The organism is Phascolarctobacterium succinatutens YIT 12067 (genome assembly GCF_000188175.1).
In the GTDB taxonomy this organism is placed as follows: domain Bacteria; phylum Bacillota; class Negativicutes; order Acidaminococcales; family Acidaminococcaceae; genus Phascolarctobacterium_A; species Phascolarctobacterium_A succinatutens.
In genome coordinates, this window is the sequence record NZ_GL830930.1 from 1 (window position 1) to 20,079 (window position 20,079).

At 49.8% G+C, this 20,079-nt stretch carries 17 protein-coding genes and 1 tRNA gene; 13 read left to right on the forward strand and 5 right to left on the reverse strand.

The genetic code is table 11. The annotated features are described in order from the left end of the window. Window positions 1–296: 296 nt before the first annotated feature. Together pepT and HMPREF9443_RS08740 are read left to right on the forward strand one after the other, a co-directional pair. Window positions 297–1,541 carry a peptidase T gene (gene pepT / locus HMPREF9443_RS08735; protein WP_009146235.1) on the forward strand — a complete coding sequence of 415 codons (1,245 nt, stop codon included), beginning with the start codon at window positions 297–299 and terminating at the stop codon, window positions 1,539–1,541. A 74-nt stretch (window positions 1,542–1,615) separates the two neighbouring features. Then, window positions 1,616–1,691 (forward strand) — tRNA-Ala (locus HMPREF9443_RS08740). A 96-nt stretch (window positions 1,692–1,787) separates the two neighbouring features. On the opposite strand, the gene HMPREF9443_RS10415 is transcribed toward HMPREF9443_RS08740, so the two are convergent. Further along, window positions 1,788–2,348, reverse strand: a complete 561-nt coding sequence (locus tag HMPREF9443_RS10415) for a hypothetical protein (protein WP_009146236.1) — start codon at window positions 2,346–2,348, stop codon at window positions 1,788–1,790. Window positions 2,349–2,518: 170 nt separating this feature from the next. Here HMPREF9443_RS10415 and ppsA point away from each other — a divergent pair, with 170 nt between their 5' ends. From ppsA to HMPREF9443_RS08780, 7 genes are all read left to right on the forward strand, one after another. Further along, complete coding sequence (gene ppsA, locus HMPREF9443_RS08750) at window positions 2,519–4,894, forward strand: phosphoenolpyruvate synthase (protein ID WP_009146237.1); 2,376 nt, start codon at window positions 2,519–2,521, stop codon at window positions 4,892–4,894. A gap of 159 nt (window positions 4,895–5,053) precedes the next feature. After that, window positions 5,054–5,503 carry a prepilin peptidase gene (locus tag HMPREF9443_RS08755; RefSeq protein ID WP_050787130.1) on the forward strand — a complete coding sequence of 150 codons (450 nt, stop codon included), beginning with the start codon at window positions 5,054–5,056 and terminating at the stop codon, window positions 5,501–5,503. Continuing rightward, the gene (locus HMPREF9443_RS08760; RefSeq protein ID WP_040565406.1) at window positions 5,500–6,615 is read left to right on the forward strand and encodes a PilN domain-containing protein; all 1,116 of its coding nucleotides are present in this window, start codon (window positions 5,500–5,502) and stop codon (window positions 6,613–6,615) included. The genes HMPREF9443_RS08755 and HMPREF9443_RS08760 overlap by 4 nt, the downstream gene beginning before the upstream one ends. Continuing rightward, the gene (locus HMPREF9443_RS08765) at window positions 6,612–7,139 is read left to right on the forward strand and encodes a hypothetical protein (protein ID WP_009146241.1); all 528 of its coding nucleotides are present in this window, start codon (window positions 6,612–6,614) and stop codon (window positions 7,137–7,139) included. Before HMPREF9443_RS08760 ends, HMPREF9443_RS08765 begins: the two co-directional genes overlap by 4 nt. A 132-nt stretch (window positions 7,140–7,271) precedes the next feature. Further along, window positions 7,272–8,405 carry an ABC transporter substrate-binding protein gene (locus tag HMPREF9443_RS08770; protein WP_009146242.1) on the forward strand — a complete coding sequence of 378 codons (1,134 nt, stop codon included), beginning with the start codon at window positions 7,272–7,274 and terminating at the stop codon, window positions 8,403–8,405. A 27-nt stretch (window positions 8,406–8,432) separates the two neighbouring features. Beyond that, a complete protein-coding gene (locus HMPREF9443_RS08775) occupies window positions 8,433–8,855 on the forward strand; it encodes a flavodoxin (RefSeq protein WP_009146243.1) in 423 nt (140 codons plus the stop codon). A 251-nt stretch (window positions 8,856–9,106) separates the two neighbouring features. Further along, window positions 9,107–10,813, forward strand: a complete 1,707-nt coding sequence (locus tag HMPREF9443_RS08780) for an ABC transporter ATP-binding protein (protein WP_009146244.1) — start codon at window positions 9,107–9,109, stop codon at window positions 10,811–10,813. Between the two features lie 155 nt (window positions 10,814–10,968). Here the strand turns inward: HMPREF9443_RS08780 and HMPREF9443_RS08785 are convergent, their stop codons facing one another. From HMPREF9443_RS08785 to HMPREF9443_RS10420, 4 genes are all read right to left on the reverse strand, one after another. After that, a complete protein-coding gene (locus tag HMPREF9443_RS08785) occupies window positions 10,969–11,808 on the reverse strand; it encodes an Rpn family recombination-promoting nuclease/putative transposase (protein WP_009146245.1) in 840 nt (279 codons plus the stop codon). Window positions 11,809–12,156: 348 nt separating this feature from the next. After that, window positions 12,157–15,204 carry an efflux RND transporter permease subunit gene (locus HMPREF9443_RS08790; RefSeq protein WP_009146247.1) on the reverse strand — a complete coding sequence of 1,016 codons (3,048 nt, stop codon included), beginning with the start codon at window positions 15,202–15,204 and terminating at the stop codon, window positions 12,157–12,159. Then, window positions 15,204–16,328: an efflux RND transporter periplasmic adaptor subunit gene (locus tag HMPREF9443_RS08795; protein WP_009146248.1), complete on the reverse strand. Its 1,125-nt coding sequence runs from the start codon at window positions 16,326–16,328 to the stop codon at window positions 15,204–15,206. The genes HMPREF9443_RS08790 and HMPREF9443_RS08795 overlap by 1 nt, the downstream gene beginning before the upstream one ends. Window positions 16,329–16,478: 150 nt before the next feature. Further along, entirely contained in the window at window positions 16,479–17,087 is a 609-nt protein-coding gene (locus tag HMPREF9443_RS10420; RefSeq protein ID WP_009146249.1) for a TetR/AcrR family transcriptional regulator, read from the reverse strand. A 198-nt stretch (window positions 17,088–17,285) separates the two neighbouring features. On the opposite strand from HMPREF9443_RS10420, the gene HMPREF9443_RS08805 reads away from it, so the two are divergent. The 4 genes from HMPREF9443_RS08805 to HMPREF9443_RS08820 all read left to right on the forward strand — a co-directional run bounded on the left by HMPREF9443_RS08805 (window position 17,286) and on the right by HMPREF9443_RS08820 (window position 19,989). Beyond that, the gene (locus tag HMPREF9443_RS08805) at window positions 17,286–18,422 is read left to right on the forward strand and encodes a DNA recombination protein RmuC (protein WP_009146250.1); all 1,137 of its coding nucleotides are present in this window, start codon (window positions 17,286–17,288) and stop codon (window positions 18,420–18,422) included. After that, window positions 18,409–18,624, forward strand: coding sequence for a hypothetical protein (locus HMPREF9443_RS08810; RefSeq protein WP_009146251.1), 216 nt, complete (start codon window positions 18,409–18,411; stop codon window positions 18,622–18,624). Before HMPREF9443_RS08805 ends, HMPREF9443_RS08810 begins: the two co-directional genes overlap by 14 nt. Before the next feature lie 14 nt (window positions 18,625–18,638). Continuing rightward, window positions 18,639–19,142, forward strand: coding sequence for an NUDIX hydrolase (locus HMPREF9443_RS08815; RefSeq protein WP_009146252.1), 504 nt, complete (start codon window positions 18,639–18,641; stop codon window positions 19,140–19,142). A 106-nt stretch (window positions 19,143–19,248) separates the two neighbouring features. Continuing rightward, window positions 19,249–19,989: a YebC/PmpR family DNA-binding transcriptional regulator gene (locus tag HMPREF9443_RS08820; RefSeq protein WP_009146253.1), complete on the forward strand. Its 741-nt coding sequence runs from the start codon at window positions 19,249–19,251 to the stop codon at window positions 19,987–19,989. Window positions 19,990–20,079 lie beyond the last annotated feature (90 nt).

The window sequence follows — 20,079 nt, forward strand, 5'->3', positions numbered from 1 at the left end:
CCCTCTGTGTCTAAAATAAGTTTACCACTTCATATGGATATACCGTTGGGATTACAAGCTGACTACGTATACCCCAGACGCATAATGTAATATTATTTCAGAGATGATATAATGAAGAGAGCCTCTCCTCGGGGAGAGGTGCCGAGCTTGTCGAGGCGGAGAGGGGTGACATCATGCAAGCTCTTCTCTTCTCCTATAGCTAATTCACCTTGCCTCCCCTCAAAGGGGAGGTGGCTGCGAGCATAGCGAGCAGACGGAAGGGTGTTATATGTATTTATGAAAGAAGGTCTTTGAAAATGTCTTTGCAAGAACGTTTGACTGAACGCTTTTTACGTTACGCTGCCGTACCATCCCAAAGTAAGGAGGGCTGTGATGTTGTCCCAAGTACTCCCGGCCAATGGGATATGGCTAAGCTGCTGAAGGAGGATTTGGCTGAGCTTGGTCTGGTGGACCTGGAAATCAGTGAATTCTGCGTGCTGACCGGCCGTCTGCCGGCTAACCTGCCTGCAGGTCACGCTCCCGTGCCGAATGTAGGCTGGGTTGCGCATATGGATACCGTTGACGTAAACCTTTCTCCCGAGGTACATCCGCAGATTGTGAAAAACTATCAGGGCGGCGATGTACTGCTGAACGCTGAAAAGCAAATCTACATTAAGGTAAGCGAGCATCCTGAGCTTAACAAATATATCGGCAGCGACCTTATCACCACCGACGGTACCTCCGTACTGGGCGCAGATAACAAGGCTGCTGTTGCCAACCTGATGGTAGCACTGGAAACCATCATTAAGGAAAACCGTCCGCACGGCGAAATTTATGTAGCCTTTGTTCCGGATGAAGAGGTTGGCCTCTGCGGTTCCAAGAAGATGGATTTCAGCAAGTTCCCGGTTGAATTTGCTTATACCATTGACTGCTGCGAGCTGGGCGAGGTTGTATACCAAACCTTTAATGCAGGCAGCGCACACATCAAAATCAAGGGCGTAACCGCACATCCGATGTCCGCTAAGAACACTTTGGTCAACCCGGCGCTGGTTGCTGTAGATATCATCAACTGCTTCGACAGAATGCAGACTCCGGAGCACACCGAGGGCACCGAAGGCTTTATCTGGGTGCAGGCTATTAAATCCAACGCTGCGGAAGCAACTTTGGATATCAAAATCCGCGACCATAATAAAAAGATGTATGAAGCACGCAAGGAGTTCATCCGTCATTCTGTGGAATATGTACAGGCCAAGAATCCGAAGGCCGGCATTGAGCTGAACATCACCGACGTATACGGCAACATTGCCGATGCGCTGAACGATGACAACAGAAAATGCGTTGAGTACATTTTCGAGGCTATGAAGGAGTTGGATATCGAGCCGAAGGATATCGCTATGCGCGGCGGCACCGACGGTTCCTTTATTTCCACCAAGGGCATCCCGACGCCGAACTATTTCACCGGCGCGCTCAACTTCCACTCCAACTGCGAGTTTATGCCGATGGCTGCAGTGGAAAAATCCTGCCTGATGACTTTGAAGCTGGTTGAGCTGATTACCAAATAAAAAATGCTTGACAAATGCGTCGCTTTCCTGTAAAATCTTACTTGTTTCCGACGCAAATGCGCGCGAAGCCTTTTGGGGGCGTAGCTCAGCTGGGAGAGCACCTGCCTTGCAAGCAGGGGGTCAGGAGTTCGATTCTCCTCGTCTCCACCAATCGTTAATTAGCGGTCTTACTTTGGTAGGACCGCTTTTTTGTGCGCAAAAAAAGACGCCCATGTGTATGAGCGTCTGAGTAAATTGTTTAATGGCTCAGCAGCCTTCGTTTTCTTCCCATTCCTCGCTGTTTTCGTTGATGTACCATTTGCTGTTGATATAGATCTTTTCTTCGATAGTACGCGGTCCCCAGATAACGCTGCCTTCAGGGCCATAGTCCTCGCCGTCGTCGGGGCAGGTATCGTCATAGGTGATAAGGGGAACGTAAGCATCGGCGCTGTCTGCTTCTATATTATTCATATTATTATTGTATTGCTGTTCTTCCTCCTGCGGATGCAGCATCCTATTGTATTTGTACAAAAGCTTTGCGGCATAGACAACGGCGGAAAGCAATACTCCCTCCTTCGGCAGTCCACAGAGAACTAAAATAAAAGCCAGAACGGCTAAAACTACGCTGTGGAAGAAGCTTTCTTGTTCATCCAGCTCTTTTATCTTATGTAAAAGGTAAATAATCAGCAGTGTTATGGGCAGCAGCACAAGAAAATAGCCTAATGATGTATGCGTAAAAATTAAAATAACGAGCGTTAAAAGGAGTATTAAAGCTATAAGGGCAATTACCTTTTTTATGTTACTGCAAAAGCTGTCGATAAAATTCATGGCACGCACCTCACTTTTATCTGTATTATAGCATGCCGGTGAATTTTCTACAAAAAATCTAAAAAAACTGCAGAAATCGCTTGAATATGCCCTTTAAATGTGATATAGTATACACTATATTAAGGATTTCCCCAGAAAAAAGTATAGTATTTTAAAAGGAGCAAATTATTATGGAGAAAGAAAAAGCATTCCTGCTGTGGTTTGACCAGCTGGAGAGAAAAGACGTAGCAATCGCCGGTGGTAAGTCTTCTTCCTTGGGCGAGCTGACCTCTCATGTTGACGTACCTGTACCGTATGGCTTCGCAACTACTGCCTGCGCTTACAGATACTTCTTTGAAAAGACCGGTCTGTACGAAAAGATCAAAGCTTTAATTGCCGGTCTGGACGTAGACAACAGCGCTCAGCTGCGCGAGGTTTGCGCTAAGGTCCGCCAGGCAATTATGGACGAAGAAATGCCGCAGGATCTGCAGGACATGATTGCCCAAGCTTACAAAGAGCTGGGTGAAAAGGTTGGCCAGGCTGATCCGTTCGTTGCTGTTCGCAGCAGCGCTACCGCAGAGGATTTGCCGGATGCAAGCTTTGCAGGCCAGCAGGACACCTACCTGAACGTAAAGGGTGCAGAAACCATCGTTGCTAAGGTTAAGGAATGCTATGCTTCCTGCTTTACCGACCGTGCGGTTTACTACCGTGAAAAACAAGGCTTTGATCATCTGGATGTAGCACTGAGCGCTGCAGTACAGATGATGGTATTCTCCAAGGCTGCAGGCGTTATGTTCACTGTTAACGTTGCTACCGGCGACGACAAGAACATCCTCATCGAAGGCGCATGGGGCTTGGGCGAATATGTTGTTCAAGGCACCGTAACTCCGGATAACTATACTGTAAATAAAGCTACCTGCGAGATTGTTGAAAAGAACGTTAACGCGCAGGACATTAAGCTGATCCGTAAAGCTGACGGCGACTGCGAAGAAGTTGTTGTTCCGCTGGATGAGCAAAACGAGCAGAAGCTGACTGATGAGCAAATAAAACAATTGGCTGAATGCGCTAAGAAAATTGAAGCACACTATGGCTGCTACATGGACATGGAATGGGGCGTTGACGAGCGCGATAACAAGGTTTACATCCTGCAAGCCCGTCCTGAAACCGTATGGAGCCGTCGTAACAAAGAAAATGGTGCACCGAAAGAGGAGAAGAAAGTGACTACTGATCGCAAAGTTATCGTTAAAGGCTTGCCTGCCAGCCCTGGTAATGTAGCAGGCCGCGTACATGTAATTTTGGATCCGTCCCATATCGACGAGTTCAAGGAAGGCGAAATCCTCGTAACCGAAATGACCGCTCCTGACTGGGTACCGGCTATGAAGAAAGCGAAAGCAATCGTAACCGATAGCGGCGGAATGACCTGCCATGCTTCTATCGTATCCCGCGAGCTGGGCATTCCCTGTATCGTAGGTACCAAGAGCCGTGGCGAAGCTGCTACCACCACCATTCCCGATGGTATTGACGTAACCATTGATGCTACTCATGGTGTTGTTTATGAAGGCATCATCGAAGAGCCGAAGGCTGAACAGCCGGCACAACAAGTAGTTGCTGCTGCTGAATATTTCCCACCGACCGGCACCAAGATTTATATGAACCTGGGCGATCCTGAGCTGGCTGAAAAATATGCTACTCTGCCTTGCGACGGCATCGGTCTGATGCGCGAAGAGTTCATCTGGACTACTTATATCCATGAACATCCGCTGTATCTGATCAAAATCGGTCAACCGGAAAAGGTTGTAGACCAACTGGCTGAAGGCATCCGCCAAGTTTGCCAGGCTATGGCTCCGAGACCGGTAACCATGCGCTTCTCCGACTTCAAGTCCAGCGAATACCGCGACCTGAAGGGCGGCGACGAATTCGAGCCGAACGAGCCTTCCGCTCTGCTGGGCTGGCGCGGTGCTTCCCGTTACTATGATCCTAAATATATCGAAGCATTCAAGCTCGAATGCATGGCTGTTCGCAAAGTTCGCGAAGAGTTCGGCCTGAAGAACCTGAACGTTATGATTCCGTTCTGCCGTAACGTAGAGGAATGCGAAAAGGTTACCAAGATTATGGCTGACTACGGTCTGTCCCGTGGTAAGGACTTCAAGGTTTGGCTGATGGCTGAAATTCCGTCCAACATCATTCTGGCTGACCAGTTCAACAAATTTGTCGATGGCTATTCCATCGGTTCCAACGACCTGACCATGCTGGTTCTGGGCTGCGACCGTGATAACGATACTGTTTCCCATATCTATGACGAACGTAACCTGGCTGTACGCCGTGCAATTCGTCACCTGATCGAGGTTGCTCATAAGGATGGCAAGACCGTTTCTATCTGCGGTCAGGCTCCGAGCGTATATCCTGAGTTCTGCGAGTTCCTCATTAAGAGCGGTATCGACAGCATGTCCGTTAATCCGGATACTGTTAAGTTCACCAAGAAGCTGGCTGCTCAAATCGAGCAACGCATCATGATGGATGCTCTGACCGGCAAAGGCCGTCAAGAGGTTGAGGACCTGAACTGGTAATTAGCAAGCAAGACTTTCAGCTCTGTAGTCAAGCGCATTGGCTTTATCTGGAAGCAGAAAAAGTAAATATGCAGTAAAGAGTTTTAGGACTCCTGTATTGTAGTAATGCAATGCAGGGGTCCTATTTGCTTTTTTCTGGAAAAATTTAAGGAGGTATTCATGTTTTCCGTTATTTTTGTTCTTGGATTGCTTTATCATACCTATACCGATCTGAAATCTATGCTGCTTTATGACAAGACAACATTAATTTTAGCGGCGGTTGGCTTAGTACGCGCGTGGTATGAGAGGCAGCTTTTTGATGCTGCTTACGGCGCTGGAATTATTTTGGCAATAATGTTGGTGCTGTATTTTGCCAGCCGCGGCGGTATGGGCGAGGGCGATGTTAAGTTGGCGCCGGCGTTGGGTATCTGGCTCGGTTTAGAGCAGGGAGTATTGTGTTTGCTGCTTGCCTTTATCAGCGGTGGCATTGTGGGAGCATTACTGTTGCTGTGCAGGCGTGGGAAGCTGAAACAGGCGATTCCCTTCGGACCGTTTTTGTGTGCGGCGGCAGTCACTGCATATTTTTGGGGTAGAGAAATCATTACATGGTATTGGAGGATGTTCTTATGATGAAGTATGGTAAAAGTATTAGTGTTGAGGAGCTGTTTGAGCCTGTACTGTGCGCTTTGCGCTGCCGATGGCGCCTTAAGCAGGCGCTTTTGCTGCTGTCGCTGCAAACGGGGCAGGTGGCATATTGGCAGAATGGTGAGCATAGCTGGCAGGAGCAGCTAGATGAAGAGTGCCTGACAAATAAGCAAAGACTTGCCGATACTTTACGTGAAATGCTTTTGAAGCGTGAGGTGGAAGAAGGTGCGATGGTTTTATTGCTGCCTGCAGCAGCAATGATGCATTCTGAACAGATGGTGTTGCCTTCAATGCGGCGGCGTGAACTGCAGGCTGTCTTAAAATGGGAGATACAGCAGATTGTTCCTTGGCCTGAAGAGGACTATACTTATAGCTTTGAGGCAACAGAATTTAGTGAAGCAGGAGAACAGCAATATCAGGTAACTTTTACGGCCTTACAGGATACGTCACGCGCTGAGCTGGAGCATCTGTGCAGCAGCTTGCTTTTAAAGCTGCAGGGCATTTTGTTAAGCGACATGACGTTTGATGAAGCTGCAGAGAAGTGGTTTACCGGTAAGCAGCTGCCGACTGTATATAGACAGAAGCAAAAGTATTTGCATGGTGCAGCGGCCGCTTTTGGACGCTGGCTGCCTAAGGTCAGCGGCGCTGCCTTGGCTTTGGCACTGTTAGCTTATGGCGGGGCCTGGGGAGGCTGTTATCTGGCGCAACGCGATTTGCGGGAGGTGGAGCAGCGATTAGCGCAGTATGCGGAGTGGGAGCAGCGTATGCAGGAAAGCAAGGCTGTGGAACATAGATGTCAGCGTTTGGAAAAGCTGTTGGCTACAGCGTCTAAACCTTCGAAGGAGGCCGTTGGTGAGTTGGAACGCATCTGCCGCCAGATGATTCCCGGCTGTTGGCTGACTCTGCTGGAATACAACGGCAGCAAAAAGCCTTTAGTGCTGCAGGGTCAGGCGGTGGATAATTTGGCTTTAGAAAGCTTTGTGGAGCAACTGCAAAAATGTGGAAATTACAGCAGAGTAGAGCTTCTGCAATCGCAGCAGCAGGGTAACGTTCTTGTTTATAAACTGCAGCTGCAGATGAAGGAGGGCAAGCAATGAAAGCAGGAGAAAAAACAATTAATCTGCTTGCCTGCATAGCCTTCGTGTTGGTTGTAGGCTTGGGAATGCAGGCATGGGAGCTTTTGACTGAACGGCAACTGACGGTAGAGCAGATACAGAAGTTGCAGAGAAAACTGACACAGCAGATTCGCTTTGCTGATGAACACAGTGATTATAAAACATATAAAATCAAGCTATTGGATAAGCAAAAAAAATTAGAGCAGCAGGTAGAGCATAATCTGAATTTAAACAACCTCTTGCAGCGCCTGCAAAAGCAGGCACAAGCGCAAAGTATTCTGCTAAACAGCATGCAGATGGAGGGAAATCCTGTGCCTTTGCAGCAGGGCCTGCAGCTACAGACAGTGAAAATAAGTGTTGTCGGCAATTTTTATTCCCTGCTGCGTTGGCTACGGCAGGCAGAACGCGACGGCTGCAAGTTTAAAGAGCTGCGCTTGCAAAGCGACATGCAGGCAAAAGAAGTGCTGAAAATGGATATCTCACTGGAATTGCATACCATAAACTGATTCACCCAATTAGCCTACGCTAATTTTATCTTGACAAAACCCTCATCTTATAAGATAATGTCATAGTAAAGTTAGAGTAGGCTAATTAAATTTTAAAGATAGCATTGGCTAATATTGTAAAGGAAGTTGCGTATGAAAAAATATATCTTACTCGTATTTGTCGTAATCATAGCCCTGGCAGGCTACTTCCTGCTGGCAAGAGGCCAGCACAAGCTCGCAGCCAACGCCGCCGTCAGCGTAACCGACAGCACCGGCGCCAAGGTACACATCCCCGCGGAGCCCAAAAGAATCGTCTTTCTCAATGCCTACAATCTGGAAATCTTCGCCTCCATCGGTGGCAAGGCCGTCGGCAGACCTACCAGCACTTCATATCCCAACGACATCAAGGAAAGCATTAAGGACATCCCTGAAGTAGGCATGATCCACGCGCCGAATCTGGAAAAAATCATGAGCTTGAAGCCTGATCTGGTTGTAGGCACCAACGTACCCTTCCACGTAATGCTGCGCAAGCCTCTGGAAATGGCCGGCGTGCCGCTTTACCTGAACATGATAAACTCCTATGAGGATGTGCTGAAAAGCATAGACGATTTTGGCTGCTTTGCCGGCAGAGAAAAGGAAGCTGCCGTCAAGCGTGCGCAGATAGAAAAGGAATATGCTGCGCTGACGCAGGACGTACAGAAGGGCAGGGGTCCGAAGGTGCTGATTATCTTCGGCTCGCCGGACAGCTTCAACATGTCCACCAAAAAGAGCTTTGGCGGTGATCTGGCAGAGCGTCTGGGTGCCGTAAATATTGCGGACAAGGCCGAAAACGTGAAGGACAGCAGCTACATTCCGCTGAGCATGGAATTCGTAGCCAAGGAAAATCCCGACATCGTGATGCTGATTACCATGGGCGGCAGCAAGCCAAGGCAGGCCGCTGTCAAGGGTGATTATGACCTGGTGCAGGGTGTGAGCACTTTCCTGGCGCAGGCAGGCATCACCGTGACGCATAAAATGTGCGCGCACAGCCTGAAGGCCATCACCGAACCGGCGGCAGATGTAGAAGCCTACGCCGAGGAGGGCGAATGGCTGCAGGAAATACTTGAGCTGCGCGACAAGTTGCTTTTCGCGGATGACGTGGCGCTCACGCAGGCAGATGCAAGCAACATGAAGGTGCTCATCAGCGCGCCGTTTATGAACGGTGTGGTGGCAACACACCTGCCGTTTATGGGCGAAAAGGGTGCTGATTTTCTGCTGGAACAAATCCAGGGTTATTATCAAAAGTAAAGTTTAAAGCAAAAGGAGGACATAATCATGAAACAAATTCCTGTAATTTTTTGGACCGGTACCGGTAACACACAAATGATGGCTGACGCTGTTGCAGAAGCAATTAACGCTGCCGGTGCGGAGGCTGTTGTAAAAAATATCAGCGAAATCACTGCTGACGAGGCTGCAGGCTATGACGCTCTGGCACTGGGCTGCCCGGCAATGGGCGCAGAGGTGCTGGAGGAATGCGAATTCGAGCCGTTTTTCACCGAGCTGGAAGGCAAGCTGGCAGGCAAAAAGGTAGCGATCTTCGGCTCCTATGGCTGGGGCGGAAGCTACATGCAGGACTGGGAAGCACGCGTTAAGGATGCTGGCGCAACACTTGTAGCTGACGGCGTGTTGGCGCTGGGTGCTCCCGACGACGAAGCAATGGCTAAGCTGACGGAAGCAGGCAAGCTGCTTGCCGAATAAGGCTGAAGCAACACAAAAAACTGCCTTTCGATTTTCAGAAGGGCAGTTTTTTAGTGAAGCGCTTGCGTTATAGCAGTTGGCAAATAACTCGCTTTATGATATTATTTAAGAACACATCCTATTGACTTTATACCTGCTATATAGTGTAGACTGTATCATCATAAAAGAAAGTATATAACGCCGCGGCAGCGTTTTGGCAAAAGCTGCTGCCCGCGCTTTAGAATATATATGAATAGAGGATAGGAAGCTTTATGTTCAAAACATTTCTCAGCTATTATAAACCGTATAAGGGTATTCTGCTCTTTCTCGTGATAGGCTCGCTGCTGCGTGCGCTGCTCGAGCTGTTCTTTCCCTATGTAGTGAAGCTGATGCTGGAACAGCAGCTGCCGCTTAAGAATCTGCCGCTGCTCCTTGAATGGTCGGCAGCACTGCTTGCCATGTATCTGTTAAACTTCGGCATGCATTTCAGCATCATCTACTGGGCGCAGTCCATGAGCTATTCCATGGAACGCGATATGCGCCGCGATTTATTCAGCCATCTGCAGAAGCTGTCCTTCGGCTTTTACGATAAAAACAAAAGCGGTCAGCTGCTTTCGCGCCTCACCAGCGATTTGAGCGAAATTAACGGCTTCGCAGGCAATGCGCCGATTGATCTTATCGTCTGTGGGCTGACGATGCTTGGCACGATGGTTATTCTGATTTACATGAATCCTATGCTGGGCAGCCTTATTGCCTTCCTGCTTCTGGTGAAGGCGGTGCATACCGTTTTCGTCAACCTGCGCATGAAAAAGGCCTTCTTCGCTAATCGTGTAGCGATGGGCGAGGTAACAGCCAAGGCTGCGGAAAGCATTAACGGCGTGCGTCTGATCAAGGCCTTTGCGGGCGAGCGCAGCGATATGACGCAGTTCATGGAAAAGGCGGATGCCTATCTGAAAGTATGCAAAAAATCCTTCAAAATAACATCTTATTTCGTCGGCAGTATGATTTTCTTCAGCAACTTTATCAATGTGGCGATATTAGTAGTGGGCGGCCTGCTGATAAATCAGGGGCTGATGAGCTTCGGCGAGCTGGTGGCCTTCTTCCTCTACGTGGGCCTGTTTATGAAACCGCTGATGCAGCTTTTAGGCTTCATTCAGGTATATCAGCGCGGTATGGCAGGCTTCAAGCGTTTTTATGAGCTGCTGCAGGAAAAGCCCGAGATTACTGATGCACCGGATGCTAAAATTTGCCCGCCCTGCAAGGGGAACATCACCTTTGATAACGTCAGCTTTGCCTATGCGGACGGCAGACCTGTTATCCGCAATCTTTCCCTGAATTTGGCAGCAGGTGAAACCGTGGCCTTTGTGGGCGCTACGGGAGCAGGCAAAACAACCATCGCCAGCCTTTTGCTGCGCTTTTACGAGCCGCAGAGCGGCAGAATTTTGCTGGATGGCTGCGATATCCGTGAATTTACGCAGGAGTCGCTGCGCAGGCAAATCGGCCTGGTGCAGCAGGATGTCTTTCTCTTCGGCGACAGCGTGCGCTACAACATAGCCTACGCCAAACCGGATGCGACAGTGGACGAGGTGCAGGCGGCAGCGAAGGCAGCGGCGGCGGATGAGTTTATCCGAAAGCTGCCTGCGGGCTACGATACCGAGGTGGGGGAGCGTGGCGTGAAGCTGAGCGGCGGCCAGAAGCAGCGTTTGGCGATTGCACGTGTCTTTCTCAAAAACCCTCCGGTAGTAGTGCTGGATGAGGCTACAAGTGCGCTCGACAATATTACGGAGCAGCAGATACAAAAGGAGCTCGACGAGCTGGCGGTAGGACGTACCACGCTGATTATTGCGCACCGTCTTTCCACCATCCGTCATGCGGACAAGATTGTGGTGCTTGACGAAGGCGCTGTTGCGGAATGCGGCAGCCATGAGGAGCTGCTGGCGCGCAAGGGGCATTATTATGATTTGTATCAGAAGGATTAAAGCAGAGGCTTGCGGATGCAGGCGTACTGCAGAAGATAATAAAATAGCGCACGCTGTTGCTAAAGCGTGCGCTGAGAATACAGAAAACCCATGTCTTGCCGATTTCGGCGGGACATGGGTTTTTGAGCTTTGGTTTAATTTTTTTCGTATTGAGTTTAGTCAGCTTTCAGCGCTTCAACCTGTTCAATTGGGAGAGAAGTAGCTTTGGCAATATCCTGCACAGTAAGTCCCATGCTTAACAGACGTTTAGCAGTAGCAATGTTGGCATTGATTTCGCCTTTGGCAATGCCTATGTCTTTGCCTTCAGCAATACCTTCACGCCGTTCGTCTAACAAACGAGCTTCCATAAGCATATATTCTCGCCTCACTTTCGTATCGAGTTTCAAATAGCTGATTTCATTATCAATCTGCTTGGTGAAATCAGTAGTTACAATGTGATTGTTTACATAATCATAAAAGCTTTTGAGATCCTTAGAGATTTCGCCATGCGTACCCTTAGTGTTCAAAATCATGGTGGTTGCTTTATCCGGAAGCTCCGGCTCCAAATCCTCCAGGCAGCGCTTTTTAAAAGTATAGACATAATTACCATTTTCAAAGAAATCAAAAATGCAGATGAAAATGATAAAGGTCGGCGGCAATAGGTCATAAGGCTGGCCTGCCTGCAGCAAATCAAAATCAAGCAGCGCCTGATAATAGCGCGAGCGTTTGGGCAGAACGAAGGCTTTGCTTTGGGGATTCTTTTTGTTTTTTACCTGCATTTCCAGATTATAGTGTGTGTTTTTATCGTCCGCTACGATGATATCAAGGCGGATGCCGCGACTGGTGTACTCAGGCTCAAGCGTCTTTTCTGCCTCAATGTAGTTAATGTCAGAAATTTCTATCTGCAGCAGTTCCTCCAGCAGATGCTTGCAGATGCGTTTGCGTGACATAACCTTTTTGAAGATGAAGTCGCTTTGAATCGTCATGTTTGCAAATTTTGTTGCCAGGTCTTGCATGGTTTTTCTCCTTTCATTTTAACACAGATAAAGTAAAAAATACATAAGCAGCGCAAAAACAAAAAAAGAGCAGTACCCTGACGATAAAAAAATCGTCAGTTTGTACTACTCTTAGAATGTACCAGATAAATGGCCTTGCTTAAGCTTCTGCAGAAAATGCATCTGCAGGATATACTGCTTATTTAATTGTCCGCAGGTAAATGAACTTGATGCGTAAGATTACTTGCGGTTTTGAAGAACTTAGTTTAAGTTTACTTGAAATACAGGGGAATGTCAAGGGAGAACAAGACTTGTGCCTGCTGAAATTTTCAGCAAGGCAGTTTTTTTATAAACACTATAATCTCAGCTCTATTCTGCTTTAACCTTAAACACAATTGCATACAGCACCGGCAGTACCACCAGCGTCAGCAGCGTTGCACCTGTCAGGCCGCAGGCAATAGCTACAGCCATTGCATTCCAGAACTGGCTGGCGAACATCGGAATCAATCCCAGTACCGTGGTGAAAGCCGCCAGCATAATCGGACGGAAACGCACAATCGCCGATTCCGTAATCGCCTTGGCAGGCTCCATCCCGGCATCAAGATGCTGCTGAATCTGGTCAACCAGCACCATACTGTTACGGATAATTGTACCGGTGAGCGCCAGAATACCCAGCTCCGCCATAAAGCCCAAAGCGGAATTGAACAGCAGCAGGCCGAAGATAACGCCGATTATACCCATCGGCGCCGTCAGCATAATAACCAGCAGCTTGCGGATATCCTGCATCTGCAGCATAATCAGAACGACAATCAGCAGCAGCATCAGCGGTATCGGCTTCATCAGATAATTCAAGGTATCGTTGCTGTCCTCCAGCGAACCGCCGACCTCGATGCTCATGCCGGCAGGCAGCTCCTTGCGCAGAGGCTCCAGCTCCTTATACACCTGCTTGGTAACATCGTTGCCGGTAACGCCGTCAACAATACCGCCGTTGACGGTAATTGTAGGACGCAGGTTGCGGCGCCAGATGATATTGTCCTCGCTGGTGTAATCAAGATGCGCGATTTGAGACAGAGGCACAGCACCCTGGCTCGTAGGAATGGAAATAGTTTCCAGCTGCGAAATATCTGCGCGCTGGTCAGGCTGCAGGCGGAAAACGATACCAATCTGCTGGTCGCCCTCCAGATAGGTTGCTACGGTATAACCGGATACCTGAGCCTGCAGAGCGTTGGCCACAGTCTGACGTGTGAGTCCCATTTGCAGCAGCTTGTCATTGTCGACCTTCAGCTTAACGGCGTTGGTCTGCTCCAGCCAGTCAAGACGTGTCATGTTGACGTAGGGATTAGCGGCCATCACCTTGCGCACCTTCTGCGCATATTCCTTAACCTGCGCATCGCTGTTGCCGCTGACGCGGATCATAACAGGATAGGGAGCAGGCGGACCGAGCGGAATCGAGCGGGAGTAAACTATAGCCTCCGGCAAATGCTCGGCAGCAAGCTCGCTGATGCGCTTCTCCAGTTTTTTGCGGTCTTCAACGCTTTTGGCAACAACTACGAGCTGTGCATAGTTATCACGCGGCTGTACCGGGTCGATTACCAGCACAAAGCGCGGTGCGCTTTCGCCTACGTAGGTGGAAACGTGGTCTAATTCCTTATCATCCTTAATCAGATTCGTCAGCTTGCGTGCCGCGGCATCAGTTGTTTTAATCGAGCTGCCCTCAGGCATATTAAGCTCTACCAACAGCTCCGGACGTACGGAGGCGGGGAAAAATTCCTGGCTGACGAAGCGCAGCATGAACATGGAAAGGCCCAGCATCGCCAAGGTAATGCCGATAACCGTGATGCGGTGTCCCAAGGCCCAGTGCAGCAGCTTGCGGAAGGCGCGGTAGAAGCTGTTGTCATAAGATTCCTGCTTGATAACTGTAGGACGTATCCATTCATAGCCCAATACCGGTGCCAAGGTTGCGGAAACAAGCCAGGACAGCATCAGTGTTACGGTCATAACCGGGAAAAGGCTGTAGGCAAATTCCGAAGCGCTGGCCTTGGAGAAGGCAATCGGCATGAAGCCCAGGCAGGTAATGGTGGTGCCTGTCAGCAGCGGCCAGGCGCAGGTTTTGAAGGCATAGGAGGCTGCTTCCTTACGAGGCATGCCTTCGGACATTTTTACTTCCATCAGCTCAACGACGACGATGGCGTCATCGACCAGCATACCAAGGGAAACAACCAGTGCGCCTAGGGATACCTTATGCAAATCAATGCCCAAAGCGAACATTGCGCAGAAGGAGCCTAACAAAATCAGCGGGATGCAGCAGGAAATTACGTAACCGCTGCGGCGTCCGAGCGTCATCAGGCTGACTACCAGCACGATGATAATTGCCTCGTAAAGGCTTTCGGAGAATTCGCTGATGGATTTTTTTACTACCTCAGGCTGATTGGCAACCTGATTAAGCTCCAATCCGAGCGGCAGCTCCTTTTGGATGCGGGCGATTTCCTTGGCCAGATTTTCACCGAGCTTGATGTTATCGCCGCCGTCCTCCATAGAAAGAGCAATGCCGACTGCGGGCTTGCCGTTATAGTACATCATTGTTTCCGGCGGGTCTGCATAACCGCGGGTGATGGTTGCGATATCGCCCAAGCGGAAGACACGGCCGTTGGCATTGATGGGGATGGCAGCAATATTTTCCACGCTGTCGGGGCTGCCGGTAATGCGCAGGTAGGAGTTGGCTGTGTCGGCCTCAATCATACCGCTGGCATTGACCGAGGTCTGTGCTTTGATAGTGTTGGCAATACTGTTGATATCCAGTCCCAGCTGTGCCAGCTTGGCAGTTTGCATCTGCACGAAGATTTTCTCCGGCTGTACGCCTACCAGCTCAACCTTTTTGACATCAGGCACGCTGAAGAAGTCGAGCTTAATTTTTTCGGCGTACTTACGCATATCCTCATAGGTGAAGCCGTCACCGGTAATTGCGTAGATATTGCCGTAAACATCATCAAAACGGTCGTTATAAAAGGGGCCTACGGTACCCGAAGGCAAGTCCTTTTTGCCGTCGTTTACGATGTTGCGCAGCTCCAGCCAGCGCTGACGTACCGTGTTGCCGGCAACTTCATCCTTGAGCGCTACCGTAATAACGCAGACGCCAGGACGCGAATAGCTGGTGATTTTCTTAACCTGCGGCAGACTTTGAATCTGCTTTTCCAAAGTATTTGTCAGATGCATTTCTACATCCTTGGCGCTGGCACCGGGCCAGGCTGCGGATACTACCATCTGCTTGACGGCAAAGCTGGGGTCCTCGCTGCGTCCGAGCGATTTAAAGGAAAACATACCCATAATCAGCACAAGCACAGCGAAGAAGTAAACTAACTGGCGATGGTTAATAGCCCATTCTGCCCAGTTGGCATGATGCTTTTCGTTGTTTGACATCAGATATCACCGCCTTTGGTCAGACGTACCTGTTGGTTATCGACAAGCTTGCTGAGGCCGGCGGTTATCAGAATATCACCCTTGTTTAAGCCGCCTGACAGACGCACGTTGTTGCCTACGTAGCCGGCAACCTTAACGTCCTGCAGCACAGCGCGGTTATTGCGCACCAGCCAGACCTGAGTCTTGCCGTTTACCTGATACAGTGCGGTAGCAGGAATAACAATCTCGTCCTCGGACGCCGCAGCGTCCTTAAAGCTGACCTTGGCAGTCATGCCGAGCTTGGCTGCTGCAGGCAGCTGCGGCACAGCAACGCGCACCTTATAGGTACGTGTAATGCTGTCGGCAATAGGCGAAATTTCGCGGACAGTGCCCTTCGCCGTAACATCTGGAAGCGCCCAGAAGCTGATTTCCGCCTGCTGGCCGACGCTCAGCTTGACGTTTTCCGGCACGTTAATCTGGATTTCACGTTCACCGCTGCGCACGATGGTGACCATCGGCGTACCGGCTGCCGTTACCTGGCCTGCTTCACCGGTGATGGCTGCCACAACGCCGTCGGCATCACTCGTCAGCTGCGTGTAGCTCAGCTGGTTGCCGCTGGCGTTGGCGTTGGCCTGTGCCTGACGCAGCGCAGCATTGGCTGCCTCCAGCTGGGTGTTGTACTGGTCGCGCGTTGCTTCGCTCACAGCACCGCCGGCATATAGCTTGTTAAAGCGTGCCGCATTGTCGGCCGCCAGCTTTTGGTTGGCAATGGCAGATGCCAGCTGTGCATTGGCTGCTTCTACGCTTTGGTTTACATCCTTCGGATCAATCGTCATCAGAATCTGGCCGGCGTGTACCCGGTCGCCTACGTTGACAAGACGGGAAGCGATTCTGCCGGCAGTCTGGAAGGCCAGCTGGCTTTCATAACGTCCGCGCACCTCGCCGGGATATACGGTGGAGGAATCGGCAATGCTTTCGCCAATCGTCATAGTCCGGACGATGGGGATGTAGTTTGCCTCCTGTGGCTTATGCATAATACTGCTGTAAAGCTGCCAGCCTGCGGCTGCCAGTACGACAACGGCAGCTCCGGCAACAAGTTTCTTTTTATCAGGAAGTTTGGGAAGTTTTTCCATAATAGACTGCATGATTTAACAGCTCCCTTGCAGAATAATGTTATTGTTGTAAAATTTTTAATCGTTCAATTAAATTATAGGTTCTAATGTAGAGAGCGTCAAGCAACAAAGTTGTAAACAAAAATAAAGCTGCTGGAAAGCAGCTTTATTTGAGGAATATATTTATTTTTTGCTAAGCGATGCAAGGTAGGTGTTGAGCGCCTGCAGCAGATAATCAAGCTCTGCGCCGTTTTTGAAATTGCCCAGCTCGCAAATGTGGCTGTGCATCAGAAAGAAGAACATGATAATACCTTCCAGTGTGAAGGCAACGTGGGTTGCTTTGATATCCGCAACGATTTCGCCGCAGGCAATCGCTTCCTCAACCAGCTCGGTCATGAACTGATGGATGCGGTACAGCTTGCTGCGCACATAATTTTCAAACATGGGCTGCGGAGTCAGCAGTTCACGGTAAATCAGGTGAATGTTATAGGGGTTCTGCTGCTGCATTTCGGCAATGCCGTCTACATAGGTACGCAGCTTGGTCAGCGGTGAACCTGGCTGCTGACGGATTTTGTCCTGCAGCTTCAGAAATTTTTCGGCCTCAGTATATAAAACCTCCTGATATAAATTCTTCTTGCCGCCGAAATAATAGGAAATCAACGCGCTGTTGACGCCGCTGGCAACAGAAATCTGCTTGATGGACACGGCAGCGAAGCTGTCCATGGCAAACAGCTTGGTTGCGGCCTCAAGAATTTTATCAGCAGAATTGATATTAGGACTTTCATCTATCATAATAACGTAATACCTCGTTGGAATAAATAATGTATGAATATATTATACACGATTTGGGCGCAGATGTAAGCTGATTTTGTTAAAAAAGTGATATTATGAAAATATCTTGTTAAATATAAAAATTTTGTTCGTTAATACGTTGGCTATGTACTGTTTTTCTGCTATAATAAAAAAATAACGGAGGTCAGTATAGAAAAAATGAATACATTGGCTATAGCTTTGATGATTGTCATAGCTCTGCTGCTGGCAGGTGTGATAATATTATTGATACAGGGACGCCCTAAGGCGGACATGACGGCGCAGCGGCTGGAGCTTTTGGAGCGCAGGCTTGCGGAAAGCATGTACGACCTGCGCGGCGAGCAGAGCACACTGGCGCGGGCGGCGCGCTTGGAAAACCAGGCGGCGAGCGACAGGCTGAGCGAACAGATTGACAAGCGCGTGGCGCGTCTGGCGGATATGACGGACCAGAACCTGGAGCGCATCCGCATGACTGTGGACGAGCGCCTTAATCAATCGCTGGAGCAGAAGTTCGCGCAGGTCAACAAATGCCTGGGCGAGGTACACCAGTCACTGGGACAGATGCAGAGCCTTTCCTGCGGGGTGGATGAGCTGCGGCGCGTTCTTTCGAACGTCAAGGTGCGCGGTACCTGGGGCGAAATGCAGCTTGGCAATATCCTCAAGGATATTCTTGACCGTGCAAGATATGTAGAAAATGCAGAGGTGCGTCCGCACAGCGGCCTGCGCGTGGAATATGCTTTGCGCTTGCCGGGGCAGCGGGAGCAGGAGGTGCTGTTGCCGATTGATGCCAAGTTTCCGCTGGAGGATTACCAGCGCCTGCAGCAGGCGCGTGAGGCCGGTGATACGCAGGCGGCGGATGCGGCGGCAAAGCAGCTGGAGCGACGCTTAAAGAGCGAAGCGAAGGATATCTGCGAAAAATATATCTGTCCGCCGTATTCGACGGATTTTGCCGTGATGTATCTGCCGAGCGAGGGCCTGTTTGCGGAGGCTTTGGCCTTGCCGGGAATGGCCGAGGAGCTTCAGCTGAAGTTCAGAGTGTGCGTGGCGGGGCCGACGACGCTGGCAGCGCTGGTGAACAGCCTGCAGCTGGGCTTCCGTACCTTGGCGGTGCAGCAGCGTACTACAGAGGTGTGGCAGCTGCTGAACAAGGTTAAGCAGGAGCTTGCCGGCCTGGAAACAGCCCTTGATAAAACAGCTAAAAAGCTGGAGGAGGGGCAGAACGCTCTGCATACCACCAAGCGCTATACAGCACGTTTGCAGAAGCAGCTGGATGCTGTGCAGCTGTTAGATGAGGAAGATAAGCATGACAAAGAATAATGAGCCTCATCACTATAAAAAGCCGCCGCTGTGGGTACAGATATTATTATGGGCCTACGGCTTTATGTGGCTGAATATGATTTTTGTTACGGGCTTAAACAGCCTGTATCTCGGTTATATAGATTATGACAGCGGCAGCATTGCCTTTGCCATGACCTGTGGCTTTTGGCTGATTTTCAAATATTTGCCGCGCTTGCTTTAAGAGGGGGAATTACAATGGAGCAATGGGATATTTATGACCGTGAACGCCGTCTTACCGGACGGACGATGAAGAAAAATGACTGGATACTGCAGGACGGCGAGTATCATCTGACGGTGCTTGGCGTTGTGCGCAACACAGACGGACGCTTTCTGATTACCAGACGCGTGCTGACGAAGGCCTGGGCTGCCGGCTGGTGGGAGGTTCCCGGCGGTGCGGTGCAGGCGGGTGAAAGCTCACGCGAGGCTGTGAACCGCGAGGTGTGGGAGGAAACCGGTCTTGATGTTTCTGCCTGCGCAGGCGGACCGGCGCTGACCTATCACCGTGAGAATCCGGGCGAGGGCGATAATTATTTCGTCGACTGCTATCTTTTTACGCTGCCCTTTGCACCGGAGCAGGTAAAAATCCGCCCTAATGAGGCACTGGAATACAAGCTGGCGACCTTGGAGGAAATTCAGGAGCTGGCGCAACAGGGAATCTTTTTGCATTATGACAGTATTAAGGATGTTTTTGCAAAATAAAGCTGTATGTCGGCGTTTGCTGTTGAAAAAACACAGCCGGCGTGGTAAAATATTATGGTAAATGCTTAAATAAATATGGCAAAGAGAAAGTTTGGAGGAATTTACAATGTCAGGACATTCTAAATGGGCGAACATTAAACATAAAAAAGGCAAGGCTGACGCTCTGCGCGGCAAAATCACTACTAAAATCAGCCGTGAAATCACTATTGCCGTTCGTATGGGCGGTGCAGATCCTACCGGTAACATGAAGCTGAAGCTGGCTCTGTCCAAGGCTAAGGCTAACAATATCCCTAAAGACAACATTCAACGTGCAATCCAAAAGGGTGCAGGTGCTCTGGAAGGCCAAAGCTTCGAAGAGATTACCTATGAAGGCTACGGTCCTGCAGGCGTTGCTATGATGGTCAGCTGCCTGACCGATAACCGTAACCGTACCGCTGCCGATGTACGTCACGTATTCTCTAAGCACGGCGGCAACCTGGGTGCCAGCGGCTGCGTAAGCTACATGTTCAAACAAAAAGGTATCTTCGCAGTTAGCGCCGAAACCGGTGTGAGCGAGGATGATCTGATGATGATCGCTCTGGATGCAGGTGCTGAGGATATCAAGAGCAGCGAAGACGGCTTCGAAATTATCACCGATCCGGCTGCTTATGACGATGTAGAAAAGGCTTTGGCTGATAACAATATTGAAGTTGCAATGTCCGAAATCACCATGGTTCCCGATACTATGGCTGAGCTGTCCGGTGAGGATGCCGAAAAGGTTCAGAAGATGCTGGACGCATTGGATGATTGCGATGATGTACAAGACGTTTACACCAACGCTGACTTGCCGGAAGACGACGAGGAATAATATTATTATTACGAAGTAACTGCAATGTGCGCGAAGCATAGTTGCAGAAAGGAAAGCAGGCAGTTGATGTCTGCTTTCTGTTTTTTGAGA

Coding starts and splice junctions, on each gene's coding strand:
- HMPREF9443_RS08820 (WP_009146253.1), top strand. CDS start 19,249: ATGTCAGGACATTCTAAATGGGCGAACATTAAACATAAAAAAGGCAAG.
- HMPREF9443_RS10420 (WP_009146249.1), bottom strand. CDS start 17,087: ATGATAGATGAAAGTCCTAATATCAATTCTGCTGATAAAATTCTTGAG.
- HMPREF9443_RS08805 (WP_009146250.1), top strand. CDS start 17,286: ATGAATACATTGGCTATAGCTTTGATGATTGTCATAGCTCTGCTGCTG.
- HMPREF9443_RS08790 (WP_009146247.1), bottom strand. CDS start 15,204: ATGTCAAACAACGAAAAGCATCATGCCAACTGGGCAGAATGGGCTATT.
- HMPREF9443_RS08765 (WP_009146241.1), top strand. CDS start 6,612: ATGAAAGCAGGAGAAAAAACAATTAATCTGCTTGCCTGCATAGCCTTC.
- HMPREF9443_RS08785 (WP_009146245.1), bottom strand. CDS start 11,808: ATGCAAGACCTGGCAACAAAATTTGCAAACATGACGATTCAAAGCGAC.
- HMPREF9443_RS08795 (WP_009146248.1), bottom strand. CDS start 16,328: ATGCAGTCTATTATGGAAAAACTTCCCAAACTTCCTGATAAAAAGAAA.
- HMPREF9443_RS08770 (WP_009146242.1), top strand. CDS start 7,272: ATGAAAAAATATATCTTACTCGTATTTGTCGTAATCATAGCCCTGGCA.
- HMPREF9443_RS08780 (WP_009146244.1), top strand. CDS start 9,107: ATGTTCAAAACATTTCTCAGCTATTATAAACCGTATAAGGGTATTCTG.
- HMPREF9443_RS08755 (WP_050787130.1), top strand. CDS start 5,054: ATGTTTTCCGTTATTTTTGTTCTTGGATTGCTTTATCATACCTATACC.
- HMPREF9443_RS08810 (WP_009146251.1), top strand. CDS start 18,409: ATGACAAAGAATAATGAGCCTCATCACTATAAAAAGCCGCCGCTGTGG.
- HMPREF9443_RS10415 (WP_009146236.1), bottom strand. CDS start 2,348: ATGAATTTTATCGACAGCTTTTGCAGTAACATAAAAAAGGTAATTGCC.
- HMPREF9443_RS08815 (WP_009146252.1), top strand. CDS start 18,639: ATGGAGCAATGGGATATTTATGACCGTGAACGCCGTCTTACCGGACGG.
- pepT (WP_009146235.1), top strand. CDS start 297: ATGTCTTTGCAAGAACGTTTGACTGAACGCTTTTTACGTTACGCTGCC.
- HMPREF9443_RS08775 (WP_009146243.1), top strand. CDS start 8,433: ATGAAACAAATTCCTGTAATTTTTTGGACCGGTACCGGTAACACACAA.
- HMPREF9443_RS08760 (WP_040565406.1), top strand. CDS start 5,500: ATGATGAAGTATGGTAAAAGTATTAGTGTTGAGGAGCTGTTTGAGCCT.
- ppsA (WP_009146237.1), top strand. CDS start 2,519: ATGGAGAAAGAAAAAGCATTCCTGCTGTGGTTTGACCAGCTGGAGAGA.